Source organism: Paraburkholderia dipogonis, from assembly GCF_042680985.1.
GTDB classification, from domain to species: Bacteria; Pseudomonadota; Gammaproteobacteria; order Burkholderiales; family Burkholderiaceae; genus Paraburkholderia; species Paraburkholderia phytofirmans.
Window position 1 is genome coordinate 97,482 of the sequence record NZ_JBHUFR010000001.1, and the last position, 13,046, is coordinate 110,527.

At 62.0% G+C, this 13,046-nt stretch carries 9 protein-coding genes; 8 read left to right on the forward strand and 1 reads right to left on the reverse strand.

What is annotated here, in order from left to right:
* Window positions 1–21: 21 nt before the first annotated feature.
* The 5 genes from ACFSNN_RS00375 (at window position 22) to ACFSNN_RS00395 (ending at window position 7,237) form a co-directional block, all read left to right on the forward strand.
* Complete coding sequence (locus ACFSNN_RS00375; RefSeq protein ID WP_134461544.1) at window positions 22–1,260, forward strand: efflux RND transporter periplasmic adaptor subunit; 1,239 nt, start codon at window positions 22–24, stop codon at window positions 1,258–1,260.
* A 12-nt stretch (window positions 1,261–1,272) separates the two neighbouring features.
* Entirely contained in the window at window positions 1,273–4,476 is a 3,204-nt protein-coding gene (locus ACFSNN_RS00380) for an efflux RND transporter permease subunit (protein ID WP_134461547.1), read from the forward strand.
* Complete coding sequence (locus ACFSNN_RS00385) at window positions 4,473–5,906, forward strand: efflux transporter outer membrane subunit (RefSeq protein WP_134461550.1); 1,434 nt, start codon at window positions 4,473–4,475, stop codon at window positions 5,904–5,906. The genes ACFSNN_RS00380 and ACFSNN_RS00385 overlap by 4 nt, the downstream gene beginning before the upstream one ends.
* Before the next feature lie 225 nt (window positions 5,907–6,131).
* Window positions 6,132–6,539, forward strand: a complete 408-nt coding sequence (locus tag ACFSNN_RS00390) for a DUF1398 domain-containing protein (RefSeq protein WP_134461553.1) — start codon at window positions 6,132–6,134, stop codon at window positions 6,537–6,539.
* A complete protein-coding gene (locus ACFSNN_RS00395) occupies window positions 6,536–7,237 on the forward strand; it encodes a DNA alkylation repair protein (protein WP_134461555.1) in 702 nt (233 codons plus the stop codon). Before ACFSNN_RS00390 ends, ACFSNN_RS00395 begins: the two co-directional genes overlap by 4 nt.
* A gap of 38 nt (window positions 7,238–7,275) precedes the next feature.
* Here ACFSNN_RS00395 and ACFSNN_RS00400 read toward each other — a convergent pair whose 3' ends face one another.
* The gene (locus ACFSNN_RS00400; RefSeq protein ID WP_134465526.1) at window positions 7,276–9,048 is read right to left on the reverse strand and encodes a phospholipase D-like domain-containing protein; all 1,773 of its coding nucleotides are present in this window, start codon (window positions 9,046–9,048) and stop codon (window positions 7,276–7,278) included.
* Window positions 9,049–9,327: 279 nt separating this feature from the next.
* On the opposite strand from ACFSNN_RS00400, the gene ACFSNN_RS00405 reads away from it, so the two are divergent.
* The 3 genes from ACFSNN_RS00405 to ACFSNN_RS00415 are packed head-to-tail and all read left to right on the forward strand — an operon-like array spanning window position 9,328 to window position 13,037.
* The gene (locus ACFSNN_RS00405; protein WP_134461558.1) at window positions 9,328–11,718 is read left to right on the forward strand and encodes an ATP-binding protein; all 2,391 of its coding nucleotides are present in this window, start codon (window positions 9,328–9,330) and stop codon (window positions 11,716–11,718) included.
* 45 nt (window positions 11,719–11,763) lie between these two features.
* Complete coding sequence (locus ACFSNN_RS00410) at window positions 11,764–12,498, forward strand: methyl-accepting chemotaxis protein (RefSeq protein ID WP_134461561.1); 735 nt, start codon at window positions 11,764–11,766, stop codon at window positions 12,496–12,498.
* Complete coding sequence (locus ACFSNN_RS00415) at window positions 12,495–13,037, forward strand: hypothetical protein (protein ID WP_134461564.1); 543 nt, start codon at window positions 12,495–12,497, stop codon at window positions 13,035–13,037. The genes ACFSNN_RS00410 and ACFSNN_RS00415 overlap by 4 nt, the downstream gene beginning before the upstream one ends.
* Window positions 13,038–13,046 lie beyond the last annotated feature (9 nt).

A 13,046-nucleotide genomic window follows, 5' to 3' on the forward strand; every position in this document is an offset into this window, starting at 1 on the left:
CAGTCGAAGGATGCTCACAGCATGCCCACTCTTTCCATCGCGGTCGAACGGTCGCGGCGCGCGCCCGCATTCACGCTTCTTGCCGCAGCCGTCGCCGCTGCCACGTTCATGTTATCGGGTTGCGGCGAACAGGCGTCTCACGGGCCGATGCAGTCGGTTCCCGAAGTCAGCGTAGAAACGATCGCGCCGCATACCGTCGTGTCGAGCACAGAATTGTCCGGGCGGATTTCGGCGATTCGCGTCGCGGAAGTCAGGCCGCAGGTTGAGGGCATCGTCAGGAAGCGCCTGTTCACCGAGGGCTCGCAAGTCGCGGCCGGCGCCGTGCTGTATCAGATCGACGCGTCCAGTTATCAAGCCGCCTACGACCAGGCGGTCGGCACGCTGGCCAAAGCCGTGGCGACGGCCAGCGCCGCGCAGACCAAGGCCGCGCGCTACGCCGAGCTCTCGAAGATCCAGGGCGTGAGCCGTCAGGACTACGACGACGCCGTCGCCGCATTGGACGAAGCAAAAGCCGACGTGGTCGCCGATCGCGCCGCGTTGAAGACCGCGGCGATCAACCTCGGCTACACGAAGGTGGTGGCGCCGATCGCGGGCCGCATCGGCAAATCGAGCGTGACCGAAGGCGCGCTCGTGACCGCCGAACAGACCACCGCGCTCGCAACCGTGCAAGCAACCGCGGAAATGTATCTCGACGTCACGCGATCTTCGGCGGATTGGCTGCGCTTGCAGAAGGAATTCGCGAGCGGGCAATTGCAGCAGTCGGGTACCGACGGCGCGGTCGTTCATCTGGTGATGGAAGACGGCAGCATTTATGCGCTACCCGGCAAGCTGCTGTTCTCCGATATCACCGTCGACGCCACCACCGGTTCGGTGACCTTGCGCTGCGTATTTCCCAATCCGGACGGCGTGTTGTTGCCCGGCATGTTCGTGCGCGCGCGACTCGAAGAAGGCGTGAATCAGCAAGCGATCACGGTGCCGCAACTCGCGGTTTCGCGTGCGTCGGACGGTTCGGCCAGCGTGCTCACTGTCGGCGCCGACAACAAGGTCGCGCAAACCGCCGTGACCGCCGACACCGCATCAGGCGGGGACTGGCTCGTCACGAGCGGCCTCAAGGCGGGCGATCGCGTGATCGTCGCGGGCTCGCAGAAGGCGCGCGCCGGTGCGCTCGTCAAGCCGGTCGAAAGTCCCGCTACGGCGGCCGCATCGGGTGCATCGGGCGCGCCCACCAGCGCGGACAACACGTCGGCAGCACATAGTTAAAGCGAGATTCTCATGGCAGGATTTTTTATCAACCGACCGATTCTCGCGTGGGTCATCGCCATCGTCATCATGATGATTGGCGGCGCTTCCATCGGGACGCTTCCGGTCGAACAGTATCCGAGCGTGGCGCCGGTCTCCGTGCAGATCACCGCGACATATCCTGGCGCTTCGGCGGAAACGATCGCGACTACCGTCACGCAGGTGATCGAGCAGAAACTGAGCGGCATCGACCATCTCCTCTACATGTCGTCCACCAGCAGCTCGTCGGGACAAGCGCGTATCACGCTGACATTTCAGCAGGGCACCAACGCGGACATCGCTCAGGTGCAGGTGCAGAACAAGGTCGAGCAGGCCAGCTCGTCGCTGCCGGAGACGGTTCAGGAGCAAGGCGTGCAGGTCGCGAAAGCGGCCAACGCGTTCCTGATGATCGTGTCGTTGTCGTCGGCGGACGGCAGCATGAATTCCATCGATCTCGGCAATATCATCGCGACGCAGATCGAGGACCCGCTCACGCAGATCGACGGCGTGGGCGACGTTACGCTGTTCGGCGCGCAACACGCCATGCGCATCTGGCTCGACCCGGTGAAGTTGCAGGCGGTCGGACTGACCACCGCCGACGTGACCACCGCGATCACGAATCAGAACGTGCAACTCTCGGTGGGCCAGATTGGCGGTTCGCCGTCCACGAAAACGCAAGCCATCAACGCGACGATTTCCGCGTCGAGCCTGCTCACCACGCCCGCGCAGTTCGGCGCGATTCTGTTGCGTGTGAATAGCGACGGCTCGAAGGTCGTGCTCAAGGACGTCGCGCGCGTCGAGGTGGGCGGCGACGACTACAGCACGGACTCGCGCCTGAACGGCAAGCCGGCCGCATCGCTCGCGGTCAAGCTCGCGAGCGGTGCGAATGCCATGAGCGTGGCGAAGGCCGTGCGCGCGAAGCTCGACGAAATGAGCGGGCAGTTGCCGCGCAACGTGGTGGTCGATTATCCGTACGACACCACGCCGTTCGTGAAGATCTCGATCGAAGAAGTGGTGAAGACACTGGTCGAAGCGGTGATGCTGGTGTTCGTCGTGATGTACGTGTTTCTGCAAAACCTGCGCGCGACGCTGATTCCGACCATTGTCGTACCGGTCGCTTTGCTCGGTACGTTCGCGGTGATGTCGGCGGTCGGCTTTTCGATCAACGTGCTGTCGATGTTCGGGCTCGTGCTGGCGATCGGCCTCCTGGTGGACGACGCCATTGTGGTCGTTGAAAACGTCGAGCGGTTGATCGCCGAAGAAGGACTGTCGCCCGTCGAAGCCACGCGCAAGGCGATGAAGCAGATCACCGGCGCGCTGGTCGGTATCACGACGGTGCTGATCGCCGTGTTCATTCCGATGGCGTTCTTCTCGGGCTCGACCGGCGCGATCTACCGGCAGTTCTCGGTGACGATCGTCGCGGCAATGCTTCTCTCGGTGTTCCTCGCGCTGACACTCACGCCGGCGCTCTGCGCAACCTTGCTGCGGCGCGCGGATGTCGAGCATCAGGCGAAGCGTGGCGTGTTCGGCTGGTTCAACCGCGTGCTTGCGCGCGGCACCGATCGCTACGACTCGGCGGTCTCGCGCGTGATCGGCAAGCCGATGCGCTACATGGTGATCTACGTATTGATCGCGGGCGTGGTGGCGTTGCTCTTCACGAAGCTGCCGTCGTCGTACCTGCCGGACGAGGATCAGGGGATCATCATCACATCGATTTCAGCGCCCGTCGGCACACCGGCCGCACAGACGCTGGAGACCGTGAAAAAAGTCGAAGCCTATTATCTCGGGCTTCCGCAGGTCGACAAGATCATCGCGCTGACGGGTTTCAGTTTCAACGGCTCCGGACAGAACAACGCGTTGACCTTCGTCAAGCTCAAGGACTGGAGCACGCGGCGCGGCAAAGACGGCTCGGCGGCGGCGCTGATCCAGCACGCCAACATGCACTTCGCGGCCACGCGCGACGCACAGATTTTCGCGCTCAATCCGCCGGCCATTCAGGAACTCGGCACACAAAGCGGCCTCGACTTCGAACTGGAGGATCGCGCGGGCCAGGGCCACGACAAGCTGATGGCTGCGCGCCAGCAACTGCTCGCGCTCGCAGCCAAAGACAGCGCGCTGTCGGGCATGCGCCCCGGCGGTCTCGACGACACGCCGCAGTTCCATGTCGATATCGACCGTGAGAAGGCGAGCGCGCTCGGGCTTTCCATTGCCGATGTGAACGACACGTTGCAGACCGCGTTCGGCTCGTCGTATGTGAACAACTATGTCGATACGGGGCGGATTCAAAAGGTCTATGTGCAAGCCGACGCGCCGTACCGGATGATGCCGTCCGATATCGGCCGATGGTACGTGCGGTCGAGCACCGCTTCGACGAGCACGAGTACGGCGAATACAACAAGCAGCACGAGCAGCACGAGCAGCAGCACGACCACCAGCGGCTACGACGGCGAGATGGTGCCCTTCTCCGCCTTCGCCACCGGCAAATGGACCTTTGGGCCGCCGCAGATCGAGCGCTTCAACCGCACGCTCGCGATGGAAATCACCGCGCAAACCGGCGCGAACACCAGCACCGGCCAGGCAATGGACGCCGTCGACGCACTCGTCAAGAAACTGCCCGCGGGCTACGGCATCGACTGGACTGGACAATCGTACCAGGAGCGCATCGCCGGCTCTCAGGCGATCTATCTGTACGCGATCTCGTTGATTGTCGTGTTCCTCTGTCTCGCAGGACTGTACGAAAGCTGGTCCATTCCGATCGCGGTGATTCTGGTGGTGCCGCTCGGCGTGCTCGGCGCGGTGCTGGGCGCGCATATCCGCGGGCTCTCCGACGACATCTACTTCAAGGTCGGCCTGCTCGCGACCATTGGTCTGTCTACCAAGAACGCGATCCTGATTGTCGAGTTCGCCAAGGATCTGCAAGCGCAGGGCTGTGGACTGATCGAGGCCATCGTCGAAGCCGCCAGGCTGCGGCTGCGGCCGATTCTGATGACGTCGCTCGCGTTCATATTCGGCGTCTTGCCGCTCGTGATCAGCAGCGGCGCCGGTTCGGCGAGCCGTCACGCGATCGGCACCGGTGTGATGGGCGGCATGATCGCCGCCACGTTCCTCGCGATTTTCTTCGTGCCGGTGTTCTTCGTCGTCGTGCGACGCCTGTTCGGCGAACACGGCGATCCCAAGCAACAGGAAGGTGTTGAATGATAAGACTCAAACTCGGTGCCGGTGCAGTGGCGTTTGCGCTCGCCGTGCTCGCGGGCTGCACACTCGATCCGCACTATGAACGCCCGGCGGCGCCTGTGGCGGTGGCGTATCCACAAGGCGATGCGTACGAAAGCACGAGCACGAGCACGGCCGCGGCTGCAAAGAGCGCTACCGCCGCCGCACCGCCGCTTGCCGTGGATACCGTATGGCGCAGTTTCTTTCGCGACGAACGCCTGCAGCGATTGATCGAAATCGCGCTGGCGAACAACCGCGACTTGCGTGTGGCGGCGTTGAACGTCGCCGAATATGAGGCCCAATACCGCATCACACGCGCCGCGCTCGCGCCGTCGATCAGCGCGAGCGGCAGCCTGACTCGTGAGCGGACCCAAGGCGTGACGAGCAGTGCCAGCGACCTCAACGTCGGCACGACGTCGTGGGAAATCGATTTCTTTGGACGCCTGCGGAGCCTGAAGCGTCAGGCGCTGGAAAACTATCTTGCAACGGATGCATCGCGGCAAAGCACGCAGCTCAGTCTGATCGCGACGGTGGCGACCGACTATCTGACCTTGCTGTCCGATGAACGCCTGCTGCAGTTGACCGAAGATACGGTCAAGGCGGATCAGTCGACCTACGACGTGACGAAGCGCGTCCAGGAGGTGGGCAATTCGTCTCTGCTCGACGTGCAACAAGCCGAGAACTCGTTGGCCAGCGCGAAGGCGAGTCTCGCGTCTTACCGTCGCGCTGTCGCGCAGGATCGCAACAACCTGATCGCTGTGCTCGGCGCGCCGATTCCCGATGACCTGCCGCCTGCCCGCTCATTCGACGACGAGTCGATGTTCGCCGACATCGGTGCGGGTGTGCCGTCGCTGCTGCTCACCCGTCGTCCGGACATCGTGCAGGCGGAGCACGCGTTAAAAGCGGCGAATGCGAACATCGGCGCCGCGCGCGCCGCGTTTTTTCCGAAGATCGAATTGACCGCGACGGCCGGCACGTCGAGTTCGACGCTCTCAAGTCTATTTAAGGCCGGCACGGGCGCGTGGGCATTTGCGCCGAGCGTGTCAGTGCCGATCTTCGATTACGGCAGCAACAAGGCATCGCTCGATGTCGCGAAGATCGAGAAGCAGATCGAGGTCGCCGACTATGAAAGCACGATCCAGACGGCGTTCAAGGAAGTTTCGAATGCGCTGACGGCGCGCGCCACTTATGTCGATCAGGTGCAGGCGGATCGCGAATACGTGGAATCCTCGCAGCGGTACTACACGTTGGCCGAAGCGCGTTACAAAGCGGGCACCGATAGTTTTCTCACGTTCCTCGATGCGCAGCGCACGCTCTACACCGCGCAGCAGCAGCTTGCAACGGATACGCTGTCGCGGCAAGCGAATCTCGTGACTTTGTACAAGGTGTTGGGCGGCGGTTGGCAGCAGGGCTGAAAGCGGACAGGTGAGAAGGTTCGGGAGCCGGCGAGGTGAAAATATCACTACCTGTGTGCGCACTTTACGTACAAAGGTGAGGGAATTCGGGAGCGGAGGGCGGGGTCCTCATCGAGCCGAGATTTGTCCGCCAGCTTGACATTGATTTCCTAGGAAACTAGTATTCGATTGACGGATCATCTCTGTTTCCATCGCTCAAAATGCTCAACTCTGCTGGAGATCACCATGGCCGCCAAGCTCGATGAAGCAAGCCGCCGCGTTGCCGAAGACTGCGCGCAACGCTCGCACGACGGCACGATCGACTTCGGCTCCGTGGTGCGCGCGCTCGGTGAGGCCGGCATCGAGTCGTATTTCACCGATTATCGTCGCGGCGAGCATACGTATTACGCGTCCGGCGGCGAGACGCATGTGATCGCGTTGCCGCTGCCGGACGTCGCCATCGCGAATACGTTCGATGCCGACGGCGTCAACCAGGCCGTGCGCGGCGCGCAAAGCGGCGCGGTCAAATACGCCGAGTTCGTGCGCCGAACGCTGGCGGCGGGATGTGTCGGCTATTTCGTGTGGATCGCGGGACGTCAGGTGCACTATTTCGGCCGACGTGGCGAAGTTCACGTGGAGCGCTTTCCTCAATGACGCCCCACGCCCTCGCCCGGGAAATCAAGGCGGCGCTCGTCCCGCATGCCAATGCAGAACGCGCGCTCGCCATGCGCGCCTATATGCGTGATCAGTTCGACTTTATCGGTGTGCCGACGCCGCTGCGGCGGCAGGCCGTCACGCCGGTTTTCAAACGGCTGCCGGTGCAGAATGCCGAACACTTGCTGGCATGCGCCAATCGCTTATGGACGATGCCGGCGCGCGAATACCAGTACGTCGCGACCGATCTGCTGGCGCGCAACTGGAAGACGCTTGCCGTCACCGATATCGCGCATTTGCAGACAATCGCTCAGCACGCTTCGTGGTGGGATACGATCGACCCGCTCGCCGCAGTGGTCGGCGACGTGCTGAAAGCGGCGCGAGTTCAGACGCCGCAAGCGCACGCTCAGGCCGCAATGGATGCGGCGCTTTTGCACGAATCCATGTGGGTGCGGCGTATCGCGATGATTCATCAACTCGGCTGGCGCGCGCACACGGACGAAGGTCGCCTGTTCGGCTACGCGCGTTCGCTGGCCGCGGAAAGCGATTTCTTTATCCGCAAGGCGATCGGCTGGGCACTGCGAGACTACGCGCGACATGCGCCAGAGGCGGTGAGCGATTTTCTATCGGCTTCCCGAGACCTCATCTCGCCGCTCACCTTGCGCGAGGCGTCGAAGCATCTTCCGCCGATTCGCTGACGCGCGCCTCGACCGCCTGACGTTCGCCCGAACGCGGTTCAATCGCCGCCGTGCGCGAGCGCAACCCGCGCTTTGTCTTCCGGACTGTCCGCAACGAAATACTTCTTTGCCCACGATCCATCCGGCGCCAGCATCAAACGCTGATGCGTGCCGTCGTTCTTCTGCCGTATCGCCAACGCACGCGCACGGTAGTGCTCATAGAGCCGCAAAAATTCCGCGAGATACGTGCCGGCGATGCGGCGGTCGCGGATCTCCAGCAAGTTCTCGTCGTTGAAATGTTCCGAGTTGTTGCTCATATTTGCTGAGCCTGTGTAGACGATCGGATTCGGACCTTCCGCATCGATGACGAGAAATTTGTGGTGAATGATGACCGGCGCATAGCTCGGCGCATGTTCGCCCGGAAAAAGCCGCAACTCAGGGTCGAAGCCTGCCGGCACTGTGGCCGGTGAAAAATACTCTGCGTCGATCACGTCGCGCTTATCGCGGCCGCGGTGATACAACTCCATGTTGGCGAGCGCGGTGGTCGAGACGATTTGCCCGTTTTTCTCCGCCTCTTCCTCGGTTTCCGCCGACTTCGGGCTGATGTGATTGACCAGGCCGAACATCATCCGGCCTTTGTCGCCGGCCGCGAAACAGGCGTCACGCAGCGGCGCGTCGGTCGGCATGAAGAGGCAGAACAGCACGGAGTGTTTCGCGTTGTCGATGGCGTCGACAATGGTGTCTATTTGCAAACGCGAGTCCTTCGCTTCCGGTGAAAAGCAGACCCGCACTTTCGCGCTACCGATCTGAATCGGCTCGGACCAGCCCGGCGTGAGCTTCGCTGTGGCGGCAATGGTCGGGTTGCCGGCGAGCGCCTTGGCGCGTTCGCTGTACAGCGCGGCCAATTCCGGCGAATCGAATAGATGAAGCACGTTGGCCTGCTCCGTGATGCCTTCGGTGGTGAAGTTGGCCGAACCCGTCAGTACCCGCGCCGGCGACGCCTCGCCGTTGCCGTTGTCCACCACGATGAACTTGTCGTGCATGATGTGCGTCTTGTCGCGCGGCGCGAACGTGGCGACATCGGCGAGCTGATCGACGGCGGGTTGATTCGGCGACGGCGCGGGCGGCTTGCCCTTCTGCGAGACTTCGTGCGAGTCGTAAACAATCGCGAGCGACGCTTTGCCCTGCTTCTTGCCGAACGCCTCGAAGGCGGGAATCGCCCACAGCGGATCGGTCAGGTGGTACACCGCCGACGCCGCGCGATGCGCATGATCGAGCGTCAGCGCGAAAACTTCCTGCAAGTCGTTTGCAAGCCATGTACGCAGGCGCAATGCCTGCTCCGGCGGCGGCGCAGCGTTCGGCGCCAGATGCAGCGCCGCGACTTTACGCGCGAACGCCTGCGAACTGACCACGGCGCGGTTGAACCACGAGCCGATGTTCGCTTCCCTATGCGCGGGCAAAGTCAGCTTGCATTCGCCTTTTTGCGCGTCGAGCAATTGCGGCGCCTGCGGCGTGCCGACCACGGGATAGACGAGATAAGTGAACGACTTCTCCCGATCCGCTTCATCGATCCGCGCATCCCACCACATGAATTTTTGAATGGGCGCTTCGTTCGTCGGCGCGTCTTTCTGCGTGTCCGGCACCGCGCCTTTAAAGGTCAACCGGTTCGGCAGCCAACTGCTGGCTTCACGTTCTTTTCCATCTACGGAGAGAAAACCCGGCGTCCGTTTGATGGCGAAACCGAGAAAGTCTTCGCGCGTGCCGCCTTCGGGCCAATCGAAAGCAAGCAGGACGAGTGTCGGGGACAAATAGCTGCGAACGCTGACATTCATCATTGGGCTCCACGATGTCGATGGAGCTTCAGTCTGGTCGCGCAGTTTGTTGAAATGGTGACAAGACGAAAAAACAAAAGAGCCGTAAATAACGGCGTGTTCTTCGAAAACTTTAGCGATTAATTTAGAGCGCTGAATGTGCTTCGAAAAAGTCTTCAGTCATCGCTTAGTAACATGCCTGCGCAATACTCCGCAGCGCTGCAAGTCAGACCAAATTTTGCATAAAACGCGCTGCTCCCAACGAGGGCTGACGCGAAGGCCAGACCCCGGGGGGTTCACATGACTATTCGTCATCGCATCACGCTATTGGTTGTTTTGATGTTCGTCGCCTTATCGGCGATTGGCGGCTACGCCGTCTACCAGACACGCGGCAGCGCCGCCGAGGTGCGCAAGGTAACGGAAGGCGTCGTGCCCAGCGCGCTCGCTTCCGCCGACCTCGTCTCGCAAGTCAAGGACGTGCAACTTGCCACGATGACGCTGGTCTACGCGCCCGACGCCAACATGGTCGCCCAGGCGCAGGACGAACTGAAGAAGAAGCGCGCCTCGCTTCAACAGGCGCTCGCCTTGCAAGCGAAAGATGCCGCGAGCCACGCCCAGAAGGGTCTCGTCGCGCAGGCCAACGACAGCCTCGAGAACTATTTCTCCGCGATCGCCGAGACGGCCAAAATGAAGGCCGACGGCAAGAACGAACTCGCGCAGGCTTATCTGTTCGCCAACGTCGCGCAGTATCGCGACGAACTCGAAGGGATCGTCGAGACTTTGCGCGTCGAGAAGAACCGCGAGAAAGACGAGGCGATCAGCGCGCTGAACACCACGCTCTCGACTACGACCACGGCCATCGCCGCCGTCACGGGCATCGCGATCATTCTGCTGACATCCATCGGCTCGCTGCTGTATCGTCAGATCACGCGCCCGCTCAGCCGCATGCAGGCCATGATGAGCGAGATCGCTTCGAGTCAGGACTTCACGCGGCGCGTGCCGGTGGGGCGGCTCGACGAGATCGGCCATTCGATCGTCGCCTTCAACGGCATGATCGAGAAGATTCAGGAAAGCTCGGCGCAGCTCAAGCAGAAAACCGCCGACATTCAGGCGATGTTGCAGAACATGCAGCAAGGCATTCTGACGGTGATCGACGGCGCCGTGATCCACGCGGAGTACTCGGCGTATCTGGAAGACATCTTCGAAACGAAGGATATCGCCGGGCGCGGTTTGATGGATCTGGTGTTCGCGGATACCGATCTCGGTTCAGACGCGCTCTCGCAAGTCGATGCGGCCACGCATGCGTGTCTGGGTGAAGACTGCATCAACTTCGCGTTCAATCAGCATCTGCTGGTCGGCGAAATTTCCAAACGCATGCCGGACGGCCGCGTCAAGATCCTCGACCTGAGCTGGTCGGCGATTACCGATGAAAACGACGTGATCCAACGCCTGATGCTATGCGTGCGCGACGTCACCGAATTGCGCAAGCTCGCTGCGGAAGCCAGCGAACAGCGTCGCCGACTCGACATGATCGGCGAGATTCTCGCGGTCAGCGAGGAGAAGTTTCACCATTTCATCGAAAGCTCGGCGGGCTTTGTCAGTGAGAACGAGCGGATCATCCGCAAGCATTCGGAGGCCGATCACGCGGCGATTGCCGAGCTGTTCCGCAACATGCACACCATCAAGGGCAATGCGCGGACCTACAACCTCCAGCATCTGACCAACGTCGTGCACGAAACCGAGCAGAGCTATCACGAGTTGCGCCAACCGGACGCGGATCGCTCGTGGGATCAGGAGCATCTGATGAGCGAACTGACGCGCGTGCGCGAAGCTATCGAGAGCTACGCGAAGATCAACGAACAGAGCCTTGGCCGCAAGAACAAGAATCAGACGAACAACGCCGCCAACTCCGCTCACTACGTGATGGTCGCGACGGAACATATCCAGCACACCCTGAGCATGCTGGAGCAAACCAACGCCGGCGAATTGCACGAACTTCAGTCGATGCGCGATGCGCTGCGCCGCACGCTGCGCGCACTGGGCAGCGAAAGCGTGCGCGATGCACTTTCCGGTGTGCTGGACTCGCTGCCGTCGCTCGCGAGCGAGTTGGGCAAGCCCGCGCCCAACGTGCGTATCGACGACAACGGTTACCGTCTGCGAGGCCAGGCGGGCGGCACGCTGAACAACGTGTTCATGCATTTGCTGCGCAATTCGATGGATCACGGGATTGAAACCGCCGAGGCGCGCAGCGCCCACGGCAAAGCGCCGGCCGGCACGATCGATATCGAAGTCGGCGTGGACAAGGGCGCATTGCAGATCACGCTGAGCGACGACGGCCGCGGCCTCGCACTCGAACGCATTCGCGGCATCGCCATGGAGCGCGGCTGGATCGGCCACGACGACACGCTGAGCGACGAAGCCATCGCCGATTTCATTTTCCGGCCGGGCTTTTCGACCGCGGAAACGGTCACGGAACTGTCGGGCCGTGGAGTCGGCATGGACGCCGTGCGCGATTTCCTCAAGCGCGCGAACGGCAGCATAGAACTGCGCTTCACCGACGATCGCAAAGGCGCGGCGTTCCGTCAGTTCCAGACGATTGTCTGCCTGCCGGACAGCGTTGCCGTCGACACACTCGGCGTGGAAGCGCGTGGCGAAGCCGGCACACTGCAACTCGACGCGATGGCGGACTGAGCGCCGCACCGGCGTACGTCGCGACGGAATTCGAAGGGAACGGTTGTGATTCAACAGTATGTATTGGCGGCGGCAGCAGGCAGCGCGGTGACCGCGCTGTTTGCATTTGCCGCGCACAGGCTGTACAGCGCGAAGCTGACGGCACGACTGCGCGCCGAAGCGCAAGCCAGCATCTCCAGGTTCGAAGCCGAGCGGGCCGATCACGCCGCAGCCATGCGCGAGCGAGACGAGGCGGAGCAAGAACTGCACGCTTTGACCACGCAGTTGCACGAGGAACTCGCGCGGCAACAAAGCGACGCCGACGAACTGCGCGCCGCACTGAAAGCGGCGAGCGAAGATAAAGACCAATTGGCGCATCACGCGCGGCAGATCGCCGCCGAAGCCGAGCGTCTGAAGAGCCTCGGCGCGACGTTCGAGCGCTGGCACGAACAGATGATTTCGCTGATGACGCAAAACCACGACATGCACGCGAAGAATCAGGAGCTGTCCTCGATCGTGCGGCACGTGGTGATCGTGTCGCTGAACGCGTCGATCGAAGCCGCGCGTGCGGGACCGGCCGGTCGCGGCTTCGCGGTGGTGGCCAGCGAAGTGCGCGCCCTCGCCGCGCGTTCCGAAGAGTTGTCGAAGAGCTATCGCGACAGCTTGCATCGCAACGACCTGACCACGACGTCCACGTTTCAGGACATTCAGGCGGGCGGCAAGATGATCGCGGCATCGCTCGCTAGCGTCGAATCACTGGCCCACCAGTTTCATTCGAAGCTGCACGAGGTGGCGGTGTGATCTCGGCCCACGCGAAAGACAGCTTCGAGCGCATTTTTCTTAAGGCGGCGCAGGCGCGCTTGCCGCTGGATTCGGGCGATCTGTGCGAGATCGCGCCGATAGCCGACGCCAGCGTCGGCGTATCCAAAGACACGCAAGTGGTCGTACTGACCATCTCGTCGATCGTGTTCAGATTGCTGCTGATCCTTCATTTCGACGAAGACGACAGCACGCGCAACTACTACCTGAAAGACGCCACTGAAGAACGCAATTTCCAGGAAGCCTTTCTGGAAATCTGTAATCTGTGTTGCGGAGCGATGAATCAGGAGTTGCTGCGCTATTTCCCCGACCTCGGCATGTCGACGCCTTATGTGTTGAACGCGCGTTGCCTGCCGCATCTGCATGAATTGAAGCCGGCTTTGCTGTCGTCGTATTCGATCACGCTCGGCGGCAGCGTGCGGCTGGCCGCGACGGTGTGCGTGTGCGCGGATGCGCCGCTCGACTTCGTCGCCGACACCAGTGCTGTCGAAGAAACCAGCGGCGAGCTGGAGTTGTTCTGACCGTGAAAT

What these genes read in the sequence shown, in the direction of transcription:
- ACFSNN_RS00375 (WP_134461544.1), top strand. Translation starts at nt 22, where the DNA reads ATGCCCACTCTTTCCATCGCGGTCGAACGGTCGCGGCGCGCGCCCGCA.
- ACFSNN_RS00380 (WP_134461547.1), top strand. Translation starts at nt 1,273, where the DNA reads ATGGCAGGATTTTTTATCAACCGACCGATTCTCGCGTGGGTCATCGCC.
- ACFSNN_RS00385 (WP_134461550.1), top strand. Translation starts at nt 4,473, where the DNA reads ATGATAAGACTCAAACTCGGTGCCGGTGCAGTGGCGTTTGCGCTCGCC.
- ACFSNN_RS00390 (WP_134461553.1), top strand. Translation starts at nt 6,132, where the DNA reads ATGGCCGCCAAGCTCGATGAAGCAAGCCGCCGCGTTGCCGAAGACTGC.
- ACFSNN_RS00395 (WP_134461555.1), top strand. Translation starts at nt 6,536, where the DNA reads ATGACGCCCCACGCCCTCGCCCGGGAAATCAAGGCGGCGCTCGTCCCG.
- ACFSNN_RS00400 (WP_134465526.1), bottom strand. Translation starts at nt 9,048, where the DNA reads ATGAATGTCAGCGTTCGCAGCTATTTGTCCCCGACACTCGTCCTGCTT.
- ACFSNN_RS00405 (WP_134461558.1), top strand. Translation starts at nt 9,328, where the DNA reads ATGACTATTCGTCATCGCATCACGCTATTGGTTGTTTTGATGTTCGTC.